Source organism: Luteimonas sp. RIT-PG2_3 (assembly GCF_054902115.1).
On the sequence record NZ_JBUBPF010000008.1, the window covers coordinates 124,099 to 146,288 of the forward strand.

Below are 22,190 nucleotides of genomic sequence, written 5' to 3' on the forward strand. Positions count from 1 at the left end.
GCAGATGAACCCGTGACGTTAGCGACGGGCCAGACAGGCTGAATCTGCAAAACTACCGATTGTGCGGACGGTACTGCGGTCGTGCGTCATGGCGACGCCAGCGGCACCGCGCGGGCGCTGCATGACATCTGCATTGGGATTCCAGCATGGCGCGATCCCGGGATGGCGCGCCCCCCGGGATGCTGCGGTCAGGGCCAGGTGCGCAGCTGTTCGACCAGCGACAGCGTGCCGTTGGCGACCGGATCGAAGCACGGCAGGCCGAACTCGCTGGCGATGCCGTCGAGCAGGACGTTGCGCGCATCGGCCGCCATACCCTTGGTGTTGACGCTGATGCCGACGCAACGCACCGCCGGATTGGTCAGGCGCGCGACGCTGAGGTTCTGGTCGATGCACTGGTGCAGGCTGGGCAGCGGGTAATCGGGATAGCCGTCGATGTGCTCGCGGCCCGCGGCCAGGCACAGCACCAGCGCATCGGGCTGGGAGCCATGCAACAGGCCGGTACTGACGCCCGCATAGGCCGGGTGGAACAGCGAGCCCTGCCCTTCGACGATGTCCCAATGGTCCGGATCGTTGTCCGGCGACAGCCATTCGGCGGCACCGGCAATGAAGTCGGCGACGACTGCATCGATGGCGACGCCACGTCCGGCGATCAGGATGCCGGTCTGGCCGGTGGCGCGGAAGGTCGCACGCAGGCCCTGCGCGTTCATGTCGCGTGTGATTGCCAGCGCGGTGTACTTCTTGCCGACCGCACAGTCGACGCCGACGGTCAGCAGGCGCTTGCCGCTGCGCTTGCGACCCGAGCCGACATCGAAGCTGCGCTCGGCGTAGCGGACGTTGAACAACTGACGGCCATTGCGCTCGGCCGCGACCGCGATCTGCGGCACGCTGCCCAGCTTGGTATGCATGCCGCTGGCGACATCCAGGCCGGCATCGAGCGCAGCCACGATCGCGGTGATCCATTCCGGCGCGAAACCGCCGCCGAACGGCGCGATGCCGATGACCATTGTGCGTACGCCGTTCGCGACGGCCTGTACGGGATCAAGATCGGCAATGCCAAGGTCGATGCCACAGCCCGGCAGGCGCCACTGGCCGGCGCAGCGCTCGGGCTGCCAGTCGAGCAGTCCGAAGCCGGTCTTGGCGTCGAGGGGGCTCTGTGCGGCACCAACAAAAATCAGGTAAGGACCCGCGATATCCAAGGCAACGCTCCATGACAGGGCCGGTCGGACCGGCCATTAAAAAGGCGTGTCGCACCGGGGAAGCACGACACGCCGAAAGACATCAACAAGGAGACCGACTGAAGCCGGGTAGACCATCCTCGCTTGCGCCAGGGAACGCAGCGAAGGACGCGTGCAGATTAGCGACGCGGACCCGCTGCGACATCCGCAGAATCACCTATCCTGCCGTACGGGAACGCCCCGATGCAATCCAATGCAACCCAATCCGCTGCAGTACGGTCGGACGCCGTCGCCCGGCATCGAGCCGGCACGCGCCGGCTCGAGCTTCAGCCCAGCAGGCGGATCAGCTGTCCGCGCCCGGCGACTTCGAGCTTGCGGTAGATCGATGCGACCTGGAACTCGATCGTGCGCCGCGAGCGGCACAGCCGCTGGGCGATCTCTTCGTTGCGCAGGCCTTCGGCCACCATCAGCCCGACGCGGCGTTCCTTGGGCGACAGTTTCTGCAGCAACATCGCCCGCTGGTTGATCGGCGTACCGTCGCGGACCGGATGCGGTTCGTCGAACACCACGACATAGCACGGCAGGCGGTTGAGCCCGGCCGAATCCCAGCGCAGGCTGACCGTGGCCGACAGTTGCGCCAGCAACGGATGCGCGACGCGATGGGTTTCATGGTCGCCGCCATCGGCCGGCGCCCCGTCGACCGCGCTCGCGGCCTCCAGCATTTCATCGATGCCGTCCGGCAGGCGCAGCGCCCGCGAACGCACGTCCAGGCCGTTGTTCCAGACCATGCACTGGCGGCGCGCGGCTTCGTTGGAGAACAGCAGTTGCCCGTCCAGGCCGATCATCATCACCGCCAGCGGCATCTGTTCGAGCGCCAGTTCCAGGCCTTCGCGGCGCATGCGCTCGGACTGCAGTGCGTGCAGCCTGGACAGCCCGGCCTCGATCAGCGGATGCAGGCGCTCAAGGAACGACAGGTCGGTCTGGGTGACGCGGGTCTGGCGGCTGTCCCAGCCCACGCCCAGCACCGCCTCCAGGCGCCCTTCTCGCCAGAACGCCAGTTGCGCGAACTCGTCCCAGCAGCGCTCCGACTCCTGCGCCTGCCAGCGCCCGGCCGCGCCCGGGTCGAGCTCGGCGACATCGGCAAACGTGTAGAAGCGGCTCTGCGGGTGCGCCGCCAGGTACGGCCCCACCACGGTCAGGCTGGTCGCCGGTTCGAACGCCGGTGCCGCCGGATGCACCACGTGGTGTCGTGCGCGTCGCGGCTGCATGTCGTCGATATCGAAGAACAGGCTGCACGCCGAGTACGGCAGCACCTGTCCGATCAGTCGCAGGCAGGACTGCCAGACACTGTCGATGTCCAGCGCACCCTGCATGTCGATCAGCGAGGCCGGGTCGTTGCGCAGTTCAGAAGTCAGGGCGTGGGCGAGCGACATGTTCGGGTCCCGTCAGAAGCTGAGAACCTGTTCACGATCTGTCGCGAGCGCAGCCAGGTGGCGCGTGCTGTGCATGCCAGTGAAAGGCAGGCAGAAAGCGCAATGTACGTACAGATACATGAGCATTTCGAGCACCGCACGCGCGCCAGATGGCAAGCGCAGCAAGATCGTGAGCAGGTTCCAAGGCGTCGCGGCCTCCTTGCCCTGCGCGACGTGCCGGCAACCGGGTCCACACCGATCGCACGTGCAGGCTCCGATAGTCCACGCGCGGTCATCTTTTTGCAATACGGACAATCTGAACACGGCCAGGCCCGCGGATCGGGATCCGCAGGCCCGGGGTGTCATTGCGATGGTGGTGTCGCGGACGGTCGCGGCGGCGTCAGACGCAGCAGCCGTCCCCACCGACATGGCTGTGGGCGCTGGTCGCGGCGGCGCCGCTGGTCAGGCCGGCACGGCTGGCGACTGCATGATCGGCCAGGACCTGCGCGACGCAGGCGGTCAGGCGCTTGCCGGTCGGGATGTGCAGGAACTCGTTGGGACCATGCGCATTCGACTGCGGCCCGAGTACGCCGGTGATCAGGAACTGCGCCTGCGGGAACTTCTCGCCGAGCATGCCCATGAACGGAATCGAGCCACCCTCGCCGTTGTAGGCAACCGGCCGGCCGTAATGCGTGCGCGACGCCGCATCGACCGAGGACGCCAGCCAGTCGGCCAACGGCGGTGCATGCCAGCCACTGCCGGCCTTCTGCACGTCGAAGCTGACCTTGGCGCCGTACGGCGGATCGGTTTCCAGCAGCGTCTTGATGAACGCGCCGGAGCTGCGCGCATCCAGTGTCGGCGGCAGGCGCACGCTGAGCTTCAGCGTGGTCTGCGGACGCAGCACGTTGCCGGCCTGCGTGATCGACGGGATGCCGTCGACGCCGGTGATCGACAGGCTGGGCCGCCAGGTGCGGTTGAGGATCAGCGCATGCGGATCGTCCAGGGCCGGGCGCATGCCGTCGACGAACGGGAACTTGCTGAAGACTTCATCGCCGAGGATCGCCGCAGTCTCGCCGGCCTGGTCGATGCGCTGCTGCGGAATCTCGGCCTGCAGTTCGGACGGCAGCACCTGGCCGCTGTCCTGGTCTTCAAGCCGGGACAGCAGCGTGCGCATGACGCGGAAGCTCGACGGCACGACTCCGGACGCATCGCCCGAATGCACGCCTTCGTGCAGCACCTGCACCTTGAGATCGCCGGCCAGCGTGCCGCGCAGCGAGGTCGTCAGCCACATCTGGTCGTAATTGCCGCAGCCCGAATCCAGGCAGACCACCAGCGATGGCTTGCCGATGCGCGCGGCCAGGTGGTCGACGTAATACGGCAGGTCGTAGCTGCCCGATTCCTCGCAGGCTTCGATGACGACGACGCAGCGTGCGTGCGCGATGCCCTGCGCCTGCAACGCGGCGATCGCGGTCAGCGATCCGAAGATCGCATAGCCATCATCGGCGGCGCCGCGCCCGTACAGGCGGTCGTCCTTCAGCACCGGCGTCCACGGCCCCTTGTCGGCGTCCCAGCCGGTCATTTCCGGCTGCTTGTCGAGATGACCGTACAGCACCACGGTATCGTCGACCTGCCCCGCCACTTCGATGAAGATCAGCGGGGTCCGGCCCGGCAACTGCACCACTTCGATCTGCATGCCTTCGATCGGCTGCCTGCCCGCCCACGCCGTCATCAGCTCCACGGCCTGCGCCATGTAGCCATGGACTTCCCAGTCGGCATCGAACATCGGCGACTTGTTGGGGATGCGGATGTACTGCGTCAGCTCGGACACGATCTGGTCGTCCCAGATCGTGTCGACGAAGGTGGCAAGCTGCTTCGGGTCGGGTTGCCCCAGGGCAGACGACCCGGACGCAGGCTGCTGCAGATCGGCCTGCTGCAGATCGGTGTGTTCTGTCACTTCTTCACGGCTCCATCGAGTTGCACGCGGCTGATCGCCTGCGCGTTGATTTCAGCGTCGGTGTAGGCCGCACGCTGCCAGGTCTTCTGGGCGTACAGGCGGGTACCGCCACGGTAGTAAGGCGACGCGGGATCGGTGGCCTGCGACGACATCAGCAGCGTCCATGCCTGCGGGCCGGAGGCATCGAAGCCGACGACCTGCATGTAGCTGTTGCCGTGCGGCACGACCTCGGTCTTGTCGGCGGAGATGCGCGTGCAGGCGATCGCGAAGTAACCGCTCTCGCCGCAGCCGCCCGGCAGGGCCAGCTTGCTGCCATCGCTGTCGGTCCAGTACTGGTAGCTGCGCAGCGGCGCGTCGAGCGCGATGCCGCGCTTGTCGAGCAGCACCACGGTCTGCGCCAGCGCCTGCGCGACGCCCGGCTGGGTGGTGTCCAGATCGCGCGGCGTACCGACCGGATCGGCAGCGTTGAACGGCGTCAGGTAGCGCTTGTCCGACGGTACCGCACGCGTCAGCTGGGCCCAGAAGGTTTCCCAGATGTGCGCGCCGACCGAATCGGCATTGCCGCGACCATCCCACTTGGCCAGCACCTGGCAGGCCGGGCCGATATTCACCTTGCTGCCATCGGCCAGCGTCACCTGCGGCTTGGCGCAGGTGTCCTTGAGCACCGCCGGGCGGAACAGCTCGGACGTCATGTTGCGGCCGTCCATGACCATGTCACGCACGGTCTCGCTGGTCGCCAGCTTGCCGGGACGGCCATCGCTGCCATCCAGGCGCTCGCGCGCCAGCACCAGGCCCATACGGGTGCGGAACGACTGCACCGCATTGGTGTCGCCCACCACCTTGGGCGAGCTGGTCGACGGCTTGTCGGGATCGGCCAGCCAGTAGCTGTCATTCATGTTGGCGACGAAGCGGCGCGTGGTGACCTGCGGCAGCAGCTTGGCCGGCAAGGCGCCCGGCTGCGCGCTGTCGGGGTCGACGATCCAGTCGCACTGCGAACGCGAGCCGTCGAGGGTCAACGGCGCCACGCCGCATTCCTTCTGCTGCGCATCGGAGACGTAGGGGATCACGCTGAGGTCGCCATACCAGCCGCGCGGATCGTTGCGACCGGCCGCCAGCGTGTTGACCCACGGCAGCGCGACGCCGCGACGATGGATGTCGATGAACGCGTCCAGGCTCTTGGCCTGCGACCAGTCCATCCAGGTAGTGAAAGTCCGCAGGTTGTCGAGGTTGGCCGCACGCACGCTGATCGCATGCTTGCCGTTCCAGTCGCGCGCCAGCATCGGGCCGTAGTGCGAGCGGTACAGCGTGCGCTTGACGTCGACCAGGCTGCCGTCGGCCTGCAGCGTCGGCACCGTCACTTCGGAGGTCTCGAGCTTGCGGACCTTGCCGTCGAAGACGTACGAGGTCGGGTCGCCGTCGACCAGGTTCAATTGGTAGAAGGACATGCGCTGACCGGTCGACACGGTGTGGCTCCAGGCCACGTCCTGGTTGAAGCCGATCAGCACCAGCGGCATGCCCATGATCGACACACCCTGGATGTCGACCTTGCCAGGGATGCGCAGGTGGACCTGGTAGAAGCGGTCCATGCCGATCCACATCCAGTGCGGATTGCCGAACAGCAGGCCGTGTCCGGTGCCGGTCGCATCGCTGCCGAACGCCATCGCGTTGCTGCCCAGCGGGGTCGGATCGACCTTCGGGATCAGCTGGCTGGGATCGAACGCGGACACGCTCGAGGTCTTGGCATCGGCGGCCGACGGCGGCGCCGCATTGGCGATCTCGTTGATCAGCCGGGTTTCGGTCAGCGCCAGCATCAGCGCATGGAAACGGCGGTAGAGGTCGTCGCTGGTGATCGCGCCGACCCAGCCGCCATCACGGCAATCGGCATGCCGGCCGGGATGCTGGCCGGCACGGATTTCCTCGGCATAGCGCGAGAAACCGGCGGCGTAGCCATCGACCAGCTTGTTGAACTCGGGCGACTGCGCGGCGCGGTACCTGGCCAGGTACTCCGCATCGGCGGCGCTGCGGAAATACACGTCCAGCTCGAGGTTGGTCGCCTGCTTGGCCGTCAGTGTCAGCGTGCTCGGCGTCGTCAGCGCGCCGTCGGCGCCGTACCAGCGCGAGCGCTCGCCACGCACGGTGACGAAGGCGTCGGCGAGCGTGCACAGGTTGTCTTCGGCGATGGTGTAACCGTAGCCGTAGCCCAGGCTGTCCCAGTCGTCGGCGGTGATGTGCGGGACGCCGTAGCCGGTACGTACGACCGAGGCGTGATAGCCGTTGGCGGAGCTGGCGGCCTGCTTCGAGGACCCGGCTGCCGCGCCGTCAGGGTTGCCGCTCAGGCATCCCGTCAGTCCAAGGCACGCCAGCAGCAGCGTGCACGATCCCGCCAAAGGCAAGTTCTTCATCCTCATCCGTCCTCGAGTAGCTTGTTGAATTCATCGTCCGGCAGCAGCGAGCCGCCCGTAGTCCAGACCACATGCACCGCATCGTGTCTGACCAGGCTAATGGTATCCGGTGTTTGCCGGGCCAGGGTGTCCAGCCACGGACCCAGGGCCGCGAAGCCGGCCGCAGCGGCCGGTTCCAGGCGCAGGCCGGCGTCGTTCCACAGGGTGCGGATCCATTGCAGCAGCGAACGGTCGCTGACCGCGACCACGCCGTCGATCAACTTGCCGACGACCGCAAGCGCCAGCGGCGACGCCCGCGGCACGGCCAGACCATCGGCGATGGTGTCGTTGTCGAGGCCCAGTTCGGCCACATGCACCGGCTTGGGCACCTCGCGGTCCAGCGCCGCGAACATGCTGGCCGACGCGGTCGGCTCGACGAACACGCAGTGCACGTTCGGGCCGAACAGGTGCTTCAGCCCGAACGTCACCCCGCCCGGCGCGCCACCCACGCCGCACGGCAGGTATACATACAGCGGCTTTGCCGGGCCGATGACGATGCCGCGCGCCTGCAGCTGCAGCGCCAGCTCCTGTGCGGCCACGGCGTAGCCCAGCATCAGCTCGCGCGAGGTCTCGTCGTCGACGAAGTGCGCCTGCGGCTGGGTCGCTGCGGCCTGCCCGGCACGCTCGACGGTCTCGTTGAAGTCGCAGGCGTGCTCGACGACCCGCGCGCCGAGCTTGCGCAGGCGGTCCTTCTTCCAGGCCTTGGCATCGCGCGACATGTGGATCTCGGCGCCGACGCCGAACGCACGCGCGACCAGGCCGATGCTGAAACCCAGATTGCCGGTGCTGGCGACGATGACCGAATGCCGGCCCATCGCAGCACGTGCCTCGGGCGAGGTCAGCGCGGCCGTGATGTCGCCATCGATCGGCAGGCCCTCGGCGCGGGCGATGCGTTCGATCTGGCACAGGAGCTCATGGACGCCGCCACGGGCCTTGATCGAACCGGTCATCGGCAGCGCGTGGTCGGTCTTGATCAGCACCCTAGGCAACGCAGACGCGCCGCCCTGGCCACCGGGCGGCTGGTAGTCGAGCAACGCGGACTGCACGCGGCCGTCCCAGCCCGATTCCGGGAACAGGTGGCGCAGCACCGGTGCGAAGCGCTCGAAGCGTGCGCGCGCGTCTTCCACCTCGGCCATCGTGATCGCATCGGCGGACGGCTGCTGGCGACGCCAGACGGTGGCTTCGCCGCGCACCAGCGACTCGGCACGCGATTTTGCGAGCAGGACCGCACTCATGCGCGCGCGCCCTGCCACGGCAGGTGATCGAGATCGACATTGCCGCCGCTGATGATGACGCCCACTCGCTTGCCTTCCACGCCTACCTTTCCTTCCAGAAGTGCAGCGACCGGGACGGCGCTGCTGGGTTCGATGACGATCTTCAATACTTCCCAGACCAGGCGCATCGCCTGGACGATCGAGTCCTCGCTGACGGTGACGAAATCGTCCAGGGTCTCGCGCAGGATCACGAAGCCGTTCTCGCCGATCGTCGTGCGCAGGCCGTCGGCGATCGTGTCCGGATGCAGGTCGGTGATGCGGGTGCCACGCGTCCACGACTGGTACGCGTCGTCAGCGCGCTCGGGCTCGGTGGCGACGATGCGGATGCCCGGCGCGCGCGCGCGCGCGGCGATCGCGGTCCCCGACATCAGCCCGCCACCGCCGACCGGCGCCAGCACGGCATCCAGGCCCGGCACTTCGTCCATCAGTTCCAGCGTGGCCGTGCCCTGCCCGGCGATCACCGCGAGGTTGTCATACGGATGCACCAGGGTCATGCCGCGCTGGAGCACGATATCGGCCGCAGCGGCCTCACGCGCGGCGATGGTCGGCTCGCAGAAGCGGATCTCTCCGCCCTGGCGCAGCACCGATTCGACCTTGGTACGCGGTGCGTTGGTCGGCATCACGATGCAGGTCGGGATGCCGCGGGTCTTGGCGGCCAGGCTCAACGCCGCCGCATGGTTGCCCGATGAATGCGTGACCACGCCGCGCGCCGCCGTGGCTTCATCGAGCGCGAACACCGCATTGTGCGCGCCGCGCGCCTTGAACGTCCCGATGCGCTGGAAGTTCTCGCACTTGAAATGGATCTCCGCCCCCAGCAGATGGTCGAGGCGATGCGAGGTCAGCACCGGCGTGCGCTTGACGTACGGCGCGATGCGCCGCGCCGCGGCCTCGATATCCTGGATCGTCACCGGCAGGACCGTGCCGGACGTGGAGCGTGGTGGAGACGTGGTAACGGGAGATGGCATGGAGGCGTCCGTGTGGTAATGCGATGTCTTGTGTGTTGCATCAGTCCGGGCCGGCGTCAGTCCTTCAACGCTGGCCTGGCCCCAGATCTAGTCCGTATCGACGCGTGGTTGCGATGCAGCGGTCATGCCCGATCAGTCCAGGTCGACATCGACCGCGATGCCGGCGGCGCGGGCGCGGTCGAGCGCCAGCGCGCAGATCGCAAGGTCCTGCAGCGCGACGCCGGAGCTGTCGAAAACGGTGATGGGGTCGCCAGCCGGCGCTGCGGCGCGGCCATCGATCAGCGCACCCAGCGACTGCACCCGGCGCGACTGCACACCACCAGCGTCCAGAAGGCCCGCGGCAGCGGCATGCTGGAACTCGCCCATGACCTGCGATTGCGCCGGGTCCTCGGCCCACAACGACGCCCTGGCGACCAGCGCGACCGGCAATTCCTGCTTGCCCGGACCGTCCGCCCCCATCGCCGACACATGCGTGCCGGGGCGCAGCAGTCCGTCCGCGAACAGCGGTTCGCGTGAGGCGGTGATCGTGCTGACCAGGTCCGCCCGGGCCAGCGCCTCGTCCAGCGCAGCCATCTCGGCGGGCAGGCCGGCCTGGCGCAGGCGCGTCGCCAGTTGCACGGCCGCGTCCTGGTTGCGGCCGCAGACCAGCACCGCGCGCAACGGGCGCACCACATGGATCGCCAGCGCATCGTAATAAGCCTGGTGGCCCGTCCCGACCAGTGCCAGCACCGAGGCATCCGGACGCGCCAGGTATTTCACCGCCACGGCGTCTGCGGCGGCCGTGCGCAACGCGGTCAGGTGGGTCGCGGCGACGATGGCATCGACACGCCCGGTGCGATCGTCGAGCAGCAGCGTCGTCGAACCGTGGTTGCCGATGCCGAGCGTGCGGTTGCCGGGCCAATAGGTGCCGACCTTGAGTCCGGGCGTCCGCCGCTGACCGTCGTAACCGGCCTTGACGCCAAAGCGCGTGCCTGGATCCGAACCATGGCCGCGCACGGCGGGAAACAGCAGCGATTCGCCACGGTCGAGCGCGACGAAGGCCGCCTCGGTGGCCGCGATCGCGTCCTCGATGCCGACCAGCGCAGCGGCCTGCTTTTCACTGACGAGGGTTACCATCGCGAAGACTCCGGAACACCGACGGAGACCGCCGGACACACAGGGAAACGCACGTCGCCGAAGCGGATCGCCAGCGGCGCTCCGCTCGACGACATATCGAAATCGATCGGCTGCGGCGCGTTACGCGGTCCGTTCCAGCGCAGCACGAAGCCACCGGCACCGTCGCGGCCCAACGCACCCACGCGCTCGGGGCCCTGGTCCAGGCGCAGGCCATCGGCGGACGTGCGCACATGCACCACGCCATAGGCGGGATGGCAGAAATCGCCGACCACGCTGGCATCGGCAAGTCGCGCTGCGCCCGAGTCCGTCGTGGACGTGCGGCCACCCTCGCCTTCGCCTGTGGCAGCCTTCGCGTCCGTGTCTTCGCCCGCGCCGGAGGGACGCAGCCGCGCGATCCAGTCCACCGTCGGCAGGCCCAGCGCCAGGTCCAGCGCCTCGTACAGCAGCGCCGTGGTCGCGTTGCCATCGAGGTTGCGCTGGTTGGCCAGGACCACGACACCGATGCCGCGTTCGGGCAGCAAGGCGATCTGCGCGGCGGCGCCGAGCATGCCGCCGGAATGGTGGATGACCTTCTCGGCCGCGTATTCGCCGACAAACAGGCCCAGCGCGTAGGCCTCGCCCCAGCGGGCGCTCCGCTGGCCGGCGACATCGTCGGTGGAAGGAACAGGCGGACGGTCGACGTCGAAGATGCGCGGCCGCAACAGTTCGTCCACGGTGCGCTCCGACAGCACGCGCCTGCCGTCGATCTGGCCGCGCCCCAGCAGCATGCGCAGGTAGCGGCCAAGGTCGTTGACGCTCGACAGCGCGCTGCCGGCCGAGACCGAGGACTGGTGGCGCCAGGCCGAGGCGACCGCGACGTTGTTGGCGACGACATGCGGCAACGAGACGTTGTCGACATTGCGTGCGGCGCGTGCCGGCGACAGTCCTGCGCCGACGATCTCGCATTCGTTGCAGGCGGCGACACCGCGCGGATCGATGACGCGCTCGAAGTCGGCCAGCGTGCGCGTCATGCCGGTCGCGGCGAACAGGCGCGATCGCGCGGCATCCGCGTAGTCGTGGTCGATCTCGTTGACGATCTGTCCGCCGACGCTGTACATGAAGTTGTCGTACAGCAGGTCGGTGCGGAATGGACGCGCCTGCGGCAGGTGGCGCAGGCGGCCGACCGACTCGCGCCAGCTCAGGCCGGGCACGTCATCCATCCAGTCGGTCGCTTCCACGCCGACGCGATGCGACAGCACGTCCTCGATCCGGGTCTCGGCGCCGACCCAAGGATCGGACAGGCGGAACCATGGCAGATGGTCGACGACGCGGTCGTCCCAGCGCAGGCGGCCCTGGTCGACATAGGTGCCGATGACGGCGGCCGACAGCGACTTGGAGACCGATCCGATCAGGAAACGGGTGTCGGCATCGACGCGGCCGGGCGCGGCGACATCGCGCACGCCCGAGCCGAGCGTGTACAGCGTCCCGTCGGTCGAGACCACCGCGATCGCGATACCTGGAATCGTCCAGACCTTGCGGGCCTCGGCCGCGCGGGCCTCGAGCCAGCTGTAATCGGCCGCCACGGCCTCGCCACACATCGCCGCGCCGGCGGTCATGACCGCACAGGCCAGCAGCAGACGAAGGCAGCGGAGATCAGGCAAGAACGGGATCACTTCAGAAAGGCCGGGACGCACAGTAGAGCAAGCCCCAAGCGGGCTACGCATCGGTAATAACTCCGTATTTGGAAGCGTTTACCTGCGTAGTGGCGTACCTGGGCCGATCTCTGCAACAACATTGAGGGAAGTGCCGGGCCCTGGAATGCAACAGGCCCGCTCTGGGCGGGCCTGCGCAAGACCGCGATCCCGGCTGCGGTTCTCAGACCAGCGCCCGCACCAGTTGCGTCCGGCAGCTCAGGTTGAGCTTGCGGTAGATGGTGTTGAGCTGGTACTCGATGGTGCGCCTGGAACGGTGCAGGTGTTCGGCGATCTCGCCGTTGCGCATGCCCTTGGTGACCAGCAGCGCGACCCGGCGCTCGCAGGGCGTGAGCTGCAGCAGGGCGCGATCGCGGTCGCTGGCGTCCTCGCTGTCGTCGAGCTCGACCTCTTCCTCGTTGGCGAACACCAGCAGGTAGCAGAGCGTCTGCGTGCCGGGCATCGGCAGCTTGCCGCGCTCCACGGTCACCGCCAGCGACGGCAGGGCCGGATGGCGCAGGCGGACGCCGCGGGCGCTGCCGGCATCATCATTGACGGCAATGCCGTCCTGGCCGTCGGCGAGCAGGTGCTCGAACGCCTCGGGCAAGCGGAAGCGGCGCGCCGCCTCAGGCTTGAACATCTTGCGCAGACCGCTGTTCCAGCGATCGAACAGGCGCGACGCTTCCGGCGTCGCGAAGACGGCATCACCATTGCCATCCAGGCACATGACCGCTGGCAGGCTCTCCGGCGCCAGGCGTTCGCAGGCCATCGCACTCATCCGGCGCGCTCCAGCAGGGCCGGTCCCCGCTTTGACGGGTTGGCGGACGCGGTGGCGACGGTGCTGTCATCGGGATGACACCACGCAGGCGTAGAACATGGACACAGGTCGCGATACATGATCGTGGCTCTCCAGTAATTGTCTGCCCCGGCAGGACGCCGCGCCGGTTGCCATGGATTTAGCGATGGCCGGCAACCGAAGGCAATGCATCTTTTCTACTGGGGGGCAATAGAAAAACTGATGCCATTTCATCCGCGCTGATGACTGCTTATGCTCGGGCTCGCCCAGCGCGTGACCACGGGCGTAGCTGCGGGCGCGACCCCGATCGCACCGCCACTCCACGATCTTCGATGGGAGTCTCCGATGCGCGATCCACGCGGCCCCGGCCGCCGGCTGTCCCTTGTCCTGGCGATGGCACTTGCCTTCGCCGCCTCCTCGCCCGCAGTGGCGGTCGACGCTGCCAGTCATTCAAACGCAGCCGGGCACTTCACCGTACCCGGCAGCATGGAAGTCGGCGACGGCGCGCCGCTGCCGTACGAGAACGGCTTCCTGCTGGTGCCCGAGAACCGTGCCAAGCCCGATTCGCGCCTGATCGCGGTGCGCTACCTGCGCTTCCCGGCGCAGACCGCGACCCCGGTGCCGTCGCCGGTGGTGATGCTGCCCGGCGGTCCCGGCAGCCTGATCGACGAAGCCGCCCTGCGCGCCTGGCCGGACACGATCCGGATGATCCGCCACGTCACCCGCAGCCGCGATTACGTGGTGCTGCAGCAGCGCGGCGTGCATGACGGCAGCTATGCCGCGGCGCTGGACTTCCCGACCGCGGCGGCTCCGCTGGGGCAGCCGCTGTCGCCGGACCAGGAGCGCCAGCGTGTGCGCGACGGCCTGCAGGCGGGCCTCAAGCACTGGTCCGGGCTGGGCGTCGACCTGACCGGATACGCGGTGCACGAACTGGTCGCCGACATCGAATCCCTGCGCACGACCCTGGGCGTGGACACCTTCGTGCTGTACGGCACCAGCTTCGGCTCGCAATGGGGCATGTCCTACCTGAAGCTGCACCAGCAGCATGTCGAACGCGCGGTGCTGACCGGGCTGGAACCGCTCGACTACGCCTACGACTCCCCCGACGGCATCTGGCTGGCCCTGCAGCGCATCGGCGATTACGCGGCGAAATCCGACGCGCTGTCGGCCGACCTGCGCGGCGTGCGCCTGACCGGCGTCTACAAGCGCGTCGTCGAGCGCTTGGCCCGCGAACCGCAGCAGGTGCAGATCCAGGATCCCGACAGCGGCCAGCGGGTCACGGTCGCCGTCGATGCCGAGGACCTGCGGCGCGTGCTGTATCCGGTGGGCGGCGAGCTGCGCGGCAACGTCGAAGCCTGGCCGAAGTTCCTGCTCGAGCTCGATCGCGGCGACTACCGCTTCCTGGCCCACCTGGCCGCGCGCAACCGCCGCGCCGACCCGCACAACGGGCTGATCGAACTGCTGATCGACAACGGTTTGGGCATCAGCGCCAAGCGCCAGGCCGTGCTGGACCGCGAGGCCGCCCGCCGCTGGCTCGGCGACATCAACTCCGGCTACACCTATACCCGCGACCTGACCCCGACGCCGAATGTCGGCGACGCCTTCCGGGCCGATTTCGACATCACCGTGCCGACCCTGCTGATCCAGGGCGACGTCGACCAGTCCACGCCGATGGAGAACGCGATCAGCCAGGTGCCCTACCTGAAGAACGGCCGCCTGGTCATCGTCGAAGGCGGCACCCACGGCGTGCGCAAGGAGATCCTGACGCCCGCCTACGTCCCCGGCAACGAGGCCTTCGGCGAGGCGGTGCTGGACTTCATCGCACCGGTTTCATCGACCCCGGCCAAGGTGCAGCTCGCGGCGATGCCCGAGCGGATCGCATTGGCGCCGTTCAAGTTCCAGTCGATGCAAGCGCCCTCGCTGTACGAGCAGGCCCGCAGCAGGGCGTCGCGTTAAAGCTCCCGCGTGGGAGCGCCGCGCAAGACCGACCCTGACGTGCGGCTGTCGACGAACGCGTCGCCCCGCGTCCAGTCGTCGAAGCACCGACGATTGAGAAACCATCGAACCGCGAATCAGTTTTCAGTTAGACCAGCAAGCGGGACACGACGACGGCGATGCCCTTGCAGGCATCGCCGTCGTTGTTTCCAGAGTACGCCACCGCCCTGCACTGCGGTGATCGGCAGTGCAGGCCGGCGACGCCCCGGATCATGCCATCGGGATCAGACCGCGTTCTTTCAGAGCTCGCGCTTGACCGAGATGTAGTACGAGCGACCGAGGATGTCCGACAGGTTGGTCACGTAGTCGTTCTGCCACAGCAGGAACTCCGGACCCTTGTCGAACACGTTGTCGATGCCGAACTTCAGCGTGGTCTTGCGCGTGAACGCACTCTCGCGCAGCCAGCTGTTGGCGGACTTGCTGGTGTCATAGGCCAGCGACACGTTGTTGAGGCTGTAGGAACCGCGACGCGCGCCAAGGAACAGCGGGCCGTCGCCATCGTCGTAGCCACCGATGTAGCGATAGACCCAGCCTGCCCGCCAGGCATCCTTGTTCCAGTCGATCATCGCGTTCGCCCGCCAGTGCAGGTAGGTCGCGAAGCCGGCCAGCGACAACGCCGGCTTGCCATCGCCATTGTCGCCATCGCGGCGGATCAGGCGGCTGGCGGACAGGGCCGTGGTGAAGTTGCCCCAGTTGTCGGTCCTGCGTTCCCAGTTGGCATTGAAGTCGATGCCATCGGTATCGCGGCTGGCGCCGTTGACCGGACGCGCGTAGACGATGATGTCGGCGTCGTAGCCATACAGGTCCTGCGCCGCGCCCGGCGTGCGATCGACCTGCCCCGGCACCACGCCGGTCAGCACGTCGACCGGATTCGGGTTCAGGATGATCGAGGTCTGGCGCACGCGGTAATAGTCGACGCCGAAGGTCAGGCGATCGACCTCGTTGTCCAGCGGCGAGACCACGATGCCGAAGTTGGTGTAGCGCGCTTCCTCCGGCTGCAGGAACGGATTGGTACCGGTGACCACCAGGGCCTCGACCTCGGTGTTCATCGACGGGTCGCGCAAGGTGGTGGTGTACAGCTCGTCGCCACCGGCGCGCAGGTACGACAGCGACGGCGCCTTGAACGACGTACCCCACGACGCGCGCAGGATCACCGGCAACGCCATCGGCAGCTGCCAGCGCAGCGAGGCCTTGGGGTTGTTGGTCGAGCCGAAGTCGCTGTAGCGCTCGGCACGCGCGGCCAGGTTCAACTCCAGCGCCGGTGCGCCACGGGTGTAGTCGTTGGCGCCCAGCAGCGGCACCGAGACTTCGGCGAACAGGGCCTTGACCTGGCGCTCGCCCTTCTGGAACGACAGGCTGTCGGCGTCGTAGCCGACCACGTCGCCCGACAGGTACAGCGCATCGGGCGTGATCCGGTAGGACTCGTCGCGATACTCGGTGCCAACGGCGGCGTTGATGGTGCCGGCCCAGTTGTCCATGACCGGGCCGCTGGTGCGCGCGTCGAAGGACTTCATCGTGTACTGGCGATCATAGTCCGCCGGGATCAGGATGCCGGCCATCTGCGCGGCGGTGTTGCAGCCGTAGCAGAACGGGTTGAACGCATCGGCGCCGGTCCGCGCCAACGCGCTGGTCAGTCCGCTCTTGGAGAACGCGGTGTAATTGGTCTCGCGGTTGTCCTCGCGGAAGTACGTGACCGCGGCCTCGTAGCTCCACTCGCCCAGCCAGCCACGGAAGCCGCCCATCAGGCGGGTCGCGGTGGTGTCGAAGGTCACCCGCGACGACAGCAGCCCGGCGTTGGGCTCGTAGCCGCGGTAGGACATGTCGGTGATGTCGACGCCGAACGGGTTGTAGGGATTGCTGCCCGGCACCGCGCCGATCGAGGCATCGGAGAAGCTGATGACGCTGGTGCCGCCCTGGGTCTTCGACTTCGCGGTCGAGTACAGCACGTCGGCGAACAGCGTGAAATCGTCGCCGAACGGCACCCACTCGGCCTGGCCGAAGAAGTTGATGCGTTCCAGCGGCATCACCAGCGAGCGGTACGGCCGGCTCCAGTTGTCGGTCTCCGGGTTGTACGGGACGTAGTCGGCCGGGTTGTTGCTGTACTGGCCGACGCCGAAGCGCGAAGTATCCAGGCGCACTTCGCCCAGGCCCGGCACGTTGATGACGGCGGGATTGGTCGCGCTGCTGCGGACATCGTAGCCGCCAAAGCGGCGCATGTCCTGGGTGCTGCTGATCTCCCGGTCCTGCGAGTACAGGCCGTTGCGCTTATTGTAGCCCAGCGAGCCCAGCAGGCGCAGGCGCTCGGTGCCGCCGCCGAAGGTCAGGCGCACCTGGTTGTTGGCAGTATCGGTATCGGTGGTGTTGCCGTGGAAGGCCTCGATCTCGACGCCGTCGTAGTTCTTGCGGGTGATGATGTTGACCACGCCGCCGACCGCATCGGAGCCGTACAGCGCCGACGCGCCGTCCTTCAGGATCTCGACCCGGTCGACCGCGCCGATCGGGATCAGCGACATGTCCGCAGCCTGCTCGGCCGAGAAGCGACGGCCGTTCAACAGCACCAGGGTGTACTGGTCGCCGAGGCCGCGCATGTTGACGGTCGAACGCGCGTCATAGCCTTCGGTGTCGCTCCAGCCGGTGAAGGCGACGTCGAAGCGCAGGATGTCCTTGACGTCCTTGAAACCCAGCAGCGCGATGTCCTCGCTGCTGATGATCGCCACCGGGGCTGGGCCTTCTTCGGCGGCGGTGGTGGTGCGGATGTTGGAGCCGGTGACGACGACCTTGTCGAGATTGGTGGCGCCCTCGCCTGCTGGCGGGGTGGCGTCCTGTGCCATGGCCTGCTGTGCACACAACAGGGCGACGACAAGCGGCAACAGCCGCGGAACCTTCGAGTACGCGTGACGCGTGGAACGTGAAGCAACTGCCATTATCTGGAACTCCATCTAGCTGATTGGTGTGGCTGGGGGTCTTTAACGGGTGGCTTGGACGGGCGACTTTGCGTTTGCTTAACAAACGCGTCATCCGTAAAAGCACCTGCACGGCGGTACCCCGGGCACAACAACAACTCTTCCCGTGTTGCGCGCGACAACATGAGAATCTGCCGCAGATGGCGCGGCGATCTTTTGGCTGCAGTCAGGCAGCGGCTGAAACGTAAAAAAAGGAGATGAACAATGACAACTGTTCCGGCAAAGAAGCGCCGCATCGTCATGACGACGATGCGGCGCGAGGTGCACCGATGGCGTTGGATGCGATCGGATTGCGACCGGGTTACAGCCTGCGCTTGATCGAGATGTAGTACGAGCGACCCATGATGTCGGACAAGGTCGGCATGTAACCATTCTGGTAGTAGACGAACACCGGGTCGCGATCCATCAGGTTGTCGATACCGAACTTGATGGTGGTATTGCGCGTCCAGCCACTCTCACGCAACCACTGGTTCTCCGACTTCGACATGTCGTACTGCAGCGACACGCTGGTCAGCGTGTAGGAACCGACCTTCGCCGATGCCTGACCCGGCAGCACGCCATCGAAACCACCGATGTACCGGTTGACCATGCCGGCGCGCCAGGCGTTCTTCTCCCAGTCGATCATCAGGTTGCCTCGCCACTGCGGGTATGGGGTGTAACCGGCGTAGTCGATGTCGCCACGGCCATCGCCAATGTCGACATCACGCTTGAGCAGGCGGCTGGTCGACAGCGTCGTCGTCAGGTTGCCCCAGGTGTCGTTGCGGTGTTCCCAGCTGACATTGACGTCGACGCCATCGGTGCTGCGGTCGCCGCCATTGACCAGGCCTGCGAAGACCAGCAGATCGCCATCCTTGCCGTACAGTTGCTGCGCCCGGCCCGGCGTGCGGTCGACCGAGCCCGGCGACACACCATTGATGACGTCCTGCGCGGTCGGCTGGATGATCACGTCCTGCTGACGCACGCGGAAATAGTCGACCGCGAAGGTCAGACGATCGCGATCATTGTCGAGTGGTGAGATCACCAGACCGATGTTGCTGTAGTTCGCCTCTTCCGGCTGCAGCGCCGGATTGGTCCCGCCCACGACCACGGCTTCGACCGGCAGGTTGGTCAGTGGGTCGATCAACGTCTCATCGCCAACGCGCACGCCGGACACCAGCAACTGGGCCAGGCGCGGCGCCTTGAACGACGTGCCGTAGGAGAAGCGCGCGATGATCGGGATCGCGGTCGGCAGCTGCCAGCGCAACGAGGCCTTGGGGTTGCTGGTCGAGCCGAAGTCGCTGTACTTCTCGGAACGCGCGGCGACGTTCAGCTCCAGCTGCGGAGCGCCATTGGTGTTGTCGCCGGCGCCGACCAGCGGCAGGTTGATTTCCGCGAACAGGGCCTTGACGTCGCGCGTCGCACCTTCGTTCATCTGCGTCCCCGAGTCGAGGATGGTGCCGCTGACGTACATCGCGTCGGGGTTGAAGCGGTAGTTCTCTTCGCGATACTCGAGCCCGGCCGCAGCGCTGACCGTACCGGCCCAGTTGTCGAACAAGGGGCCGCTGGTACGGAAGTCCATGGTCTTGGCGACGTAACGCTCGTTGTTGTGCACGGTGAACACCACGCCAGCCAGCTGGTCGGGCGTGTTGCAGCCATAACAGAACGGGTTGAAGGCATCGGGACCCGTGCGGTTGATCGCCGTGCGCAGGCCTTCCTTGGACCAGGCCGCCGGATCGGTGGTCATGGTCTCTTCGCTGAAATGGCTGAAGGCACCTTCGTAGCTCCAGTCGCCCCACCAGCCGCGGAAACCGCCGACCAGGCGCGTGGCCTTGGTATCGTAGAAGAACAGCGCCGACAGGATCCCCGACAGCGGTTCGTAGGTGCGATAGCTGAAGTTGCTGATGTCGACGCCGAAGGGGTTGTACGGATTGGTCGAGGGAATCGGGCCAAGATCGTTGCCGCTGATGCCGATCACCGTCGAGCCCCCGCGATAGTTGCTCTTCGCATCCGAGTACAGCACTTCACCGAACAGCGTGAAGTCGCTGTCGAACGGCTTGGACTCGACCGACGCGAACAGGTTGGTCCGCTCCAGCGGCATGACCACCGAGCGGTACGGTCGCGTCCACTTGTCGGTTTCCGGGTTGTATGGAATGTAGTCGTCCGGATCCAGGCTGTACTGGCCGACACCGAAGCGCGAAGTATCCAGGCGGAGCTGGCCGCGGCCGGGCACGTTGAACTGCGCGGGATTGGTCGCGGTGCTGCGCCCGTCGCGTCCACCATAGGGACGCAGGTCCTGCGAACGGGTGATGTCGCGATCTTCCGAATACAGGTCGTTGCGCTTGGTATACGACAAGGCGCCGAGGAACTTCAACTTCTCGTCGCCGCCGCCGAAGACCAGTCGCAACTGGTTGTTGGAGACGTCGGTATCGGTGGTGTTGCCGTAATAGGCCTCGACTTCGATGCCGTCGAACTTGGTGCGGGTGATGATGTTGACCACGCCGCCGACCGCATCGGAGCCGTACAGCGCCGACGCGCCGTCCTTGAGGATTTCGATGCGCTCGACCGCGCTGATCGGGATCAGCGAGATATCGGCAGCCTGTTCGGCGGAGAAGCGACGGCCGTTGAGCAGCACCAGCGTGTACTCCTCGCCGAGGCCGCGCATGTTGACCGTCGAACGCGTCGACAGGTAACCCTCGGTCTCGCTGAAACCGGTGAACGCGGCATCGAAGCGCAGCACGTCCTTGATGTCGGTGTAACCGAGCAGCTGCAGGTCTTCCTGGGTGATCACCGCGACCGGCGCGGGACCTTCCTCGGCCGCGGTGGTGGTGCGGATGTTGGAGCCGGTGACAACGACCTTGTCGAGCGTGGTCGTGCGATCGTTGGTCGACGCGGGGGCGTCGCTGGGGTTCTGCGCCATTGCGTGTTGCGCGCAGAGCATTGCGATGGTCAGCGGCAGGAGCCGCTGGAAGTTGCGCACGGGGGTACGCAAGGAACGGGACTGTACTGCCATGAAGGACTCCATCTCGCTGACGTTGGCTGAGGGGAGTCAGGACTTTCCTGCGATGTTAAATTCCCGTCATCCGAGAAATCACCTGTCTCATCCGGATTGATTTGTCAACGTCATTTTCTGCGGTGAAAGCCTGTAATTGCTGTCCTTCCAGGCAGCATTCCGTCGAGATCAGGCCATGTGCCATCGCGGGGCCCAGCACATCGCAAGCAGCACGGCGCGCCGGGATGTTCGGCAACGAAGAGGTGTGGACGGCTGGCAGGCACTCGATCGCAAACGCCGCTTACTTGGGCTAGCGCTGCAGCTGGGCAGGCGTCGAGCTACTTGGAATGCCGATCGGCAGCCGTTGCTTCCCACTCGATCGCATTTATCAACATCATTTGCTGCGGCGTACCGCAGGCAAATGGCCTTCCAGCAATCAGTCAGTCGTGATCAGGCCAGGCACGGCAGCGGGCGCCAACCTGTCGAAGGTGGCCTGCTGGGTCTTCAGCATGCCTTTCTCGACCCAGGCGGCGAAGCGCGCGGCCGGGGAATCGGCGGCGACGGCACGCAGCGCGAACACGCGGTGATGGGCGCTGGCAATCGGCGGCAGGTCGACCGCGGCGACGAGATCGCCGCTCATCAGCATCCGGTTGACGCTGATCGCACGCCCGACCGCCACGCCCTGCCCGTACACGGCCGCCTGGTAAGCCAAGTACGCCAGGTTGAAATGGCGCTCGGACTTGATCGAGAAGTCGCGGCGGTCGCCGGCGGCGATCAGCCACTCCTGCCACTCGGAGCCGCTGACCTCGCCTTCCTGCCAGGCATCGTCGTCGTGCATCAGCACCACGCTGCGCTCGCCGGGCGGTTGCGCGTCCAGGTGCCGGCGGTAGGCGCGCGAGCAGACCGGGAAGGTGTATTCCTGCACGGTCGCCAGCTCCACCAGGTCCGACGCCTCGGCATGCATGTAGTCGATCAGCACGTCGATACGCTGCTGCTCCATCCAGCTGGCGGACGGGCCGGAAATCTCCGCACGCACCATCAGCTCGATGCCGGGGCAGTCGCGGTAGAACTCCTGCAGGTTCGGCATCAGCCATTCGGTGGCCAGCGATGGCGAACAGCTGACCACCAGCGCGGCGCGACCGGAGCTGTCGATCCGGCCCAGCGCTTCGGTCAGGCCCGTCGAGACGTTGTTCATCGCATCGAGCACGGTGCGACCGGTCGTGGTCAGCACGATCTTGCCCTTGTGCCGGCGGAACAGTTCGACGCCAAGCCGGGATTCCAGGCGCAGCACGCGCTGGCTGACCGCGCCCTGGGTGACGTTCAGATGCTGGGCGGCGGCGGTGATGCTGCCAAAGCGCGCAGCGGCACGGAAGATCCACAGGTCGGACAGCAGTTGCGCGTCGAGGCGATAGGCATCGCGCTCGTCTTCCCCTGTCTTCCTGTCTTCGCTCATCGGTGGTG

Annotated in this window: 14 protein-coding genes; 1 reads left to right on the plus strand and 13 read right to left on the minus strand. The window is 66.8% G+C overall.

Going from position 1 to position 22,190, the window contains the following annotated elements:
- Nucleotides 1-188: 188 nt before the first annotated feature.
- From ACYX7E_RS13485 to ACYX7E_RS13530, 10 genes are all read right to left on the minus strand, one after another.
- Nucleotides 189-1,196, minus strand: coding sequence for a DUF1611 domain-containing protein (locus ACYX7E_RS13485; RefSeq protein WP_462081102.1), 1,008 nt, complete (start codon nt 1,194-1,196; stop codon nt 189-191).
- A gap of 305 nt (nt 1,197-1,501) precedes the next feature.
- The gene (locus ACYX7E_RS13490; RefSeq protein WP_462081103.1) at nt 1,502-2,608 is read right to left on the minus strand and encodes a helix-turn-helix transcriptional regulator; all 1,107 of its coding nucleotides are present in this window, start codon (nt 2,606-2,608) and stop codon (nt 1,502-1,504) included.
- A 12-nt stretch (nt 2,609-2,620) separates the two neighbouring features.
- On the minus strand, nt 2,621-3,016 hold the full coding sequence (locus ACYX7E_RS13495) for a hypothetical protein (RefSeq protein ID WP_462081104.1): 396 nt from the start codon (nt 3,014-3,016) through the stop codon (nt 2,621-2,623).
- Nucleotides 2,988-4,478 (minus strand): M20 family metallopeptidase, encoded by a 1,491-nt coding sequence (locus ACYX7E_RS13500; protein WP_462081157.1) that lies wholly within the window; start codon nt 4,476-4,478, stop codon nt 2,988-2,990. The genes ACYX7E_RS13495 and ACYX7E_RS13500 overlap by 29 nt, the downstream gene beginning before the upstream one ends.
- A gap of 59 nt (nt 4,479-4,537) precedes the next feature.
- Nucleotides 4,538-6,943 (minus strand): penicillin acylase family protein, encoded by a 2,406-nt coding sequence (locus ACYX7E_RS13505; RefSeq protein ID WP_462081105.1) that lies wholly within the window; start codon nt 6,941-6,943, stop codon nt 4,538-4,540.
- Nucleotides 6,944-6,945: 2 nt separating this feature from the next.
- Nucleotides 6,946-8,217 (minus strand): D-serine ammonia-lyase, encoded by a 1,272-nt coding sequence (locus ACYX7E_RS13510; protein ID WP_462081106.1) that lies wholly within the window; start codon nt 8,215-8,217, stop codon nt 6,946-6,948.
- Nucleotides 8,214-9,221 carry a threonine ammonia-lyase gene (locus ACYX7E_RS13515; protein WP_462081107.1) on the minus strand — a complete coding sequence of 336 codons (1,008 nt, stop codon included), beginning with the start codon at nt 9,219-9,221 and terminating at the stop codon, nt 8,214-8,216. The genes ACYX7E_RS13510 and ACYX7E_RS13515 overlap by 4 nt, the downstream gene beginning before the upstream one ends.
- 132 nt (nt 9,222-9,353) lie before the next feature.
- Nucleotides 9,354-10,337: an ornithine cyclodeaminase family protein gene (locus tag ACYX7E_RS13520; RefSeq protein WP_462081108.1), complete on the minus strand. Its 984-nt coding sequence runs from the start codon at nt 10,335-10,337 to the stop codon at nt 9,354-9,356.
- Nucleotides 10,331-11,977, minus strand: coding sequence for a serine hydrolase domain-containing protein (locus ACYX7E_RS13525; RefSeq protein WP_462081109.1), 1,647 nt, complete (start codon nt 11,975-11,977; stop codon nt 10,331-10,333). The genes ACYX7E_RS13520 and ACYX7E_RS13525 overlap by 7 nt, the downstream gene beginning before the upstream one ends.
- A gap of 214 nt (nt 11,978-12,191) precedes the next feature.
- Nucleotides 12,192-12,785, minus strand: coding sequence for a helix-turn-helix transcriptional regulator (locus tag ACYX7E_RS13530; protein ID WP_462081110.1), 594 nt, complete (start codon nt 12,783-12,785; stop codon nt 12,192-12,194).
- Between the two features lie 363 nt (nt 12,786-13,148).
- On the opposite strand from ACYX7E_RS13530, the gene ACYX7E_RS13535 reads away from it, so the two are divergent.
- Nucleotides 13,149-14,759 carry an alpha/beta hydrolase gene (locus ACYX7E_RS13535; RefSeq protein ID WP_462081111.1) on the plus strand — a complete coding sequence of 537 codons (1,611 nt, stop codon included), beginning with the start codon at nt 13,149-13,151 and terminating at the stop codon, nt 14,757-14,759.
- Between the two features lie 278 nt (nt 14,760-15,037).
- Here the strand turns inward: ACYX7E_RS13535 and ACYX7E_RS13540 are convergent, their stop codons facing one another.
- The 3 genes from ACYX7E_RS13540 to ACYX7E_RS13550 all read right to left on the minus strand — a co-directional run bounded on the left by ACYX7E_RS13540 (nt 15,038) and on the right by ACYX7E_RS13550 (nt 22,182).
- Nucleotides 15,038-17,629, minus strand: a complete 2,592-nt coding sequence (locus ACYX7E_RS13540) for a TonB-dependent receptor plug domain-containing protein (RefSeq protein ID WP_462081112.1) — start codon at nt 17,627-17,629, stop codon at nt 15,038-15,040.
- 433 nt (nt 17,630-18,062) lie between these two features.
- Entirely contained in the window at nt 18,063-20,750 is a 2,688-nt protein-coding gene (locus ACYX7E_RS13545) for a TonB-dependent receptor plug domain-containing protein (protein ID WP_462081113.1), read from the minus strand.
- A gap of 415 nt (nt 20,751-21,165) precedes the next feature.
- Entirely contained in the window at nt 21,166-22,182 is a 1,017-nt protein-coding gene (locus ACYX7E_RS13550) for a LysR family transcriptional regulator (RefSeq protein ID WP_462081114.1), read from the minus strand.
- Between the last annotated feature and the right edge of the window lie 8 nt (nt 22,183-22,190).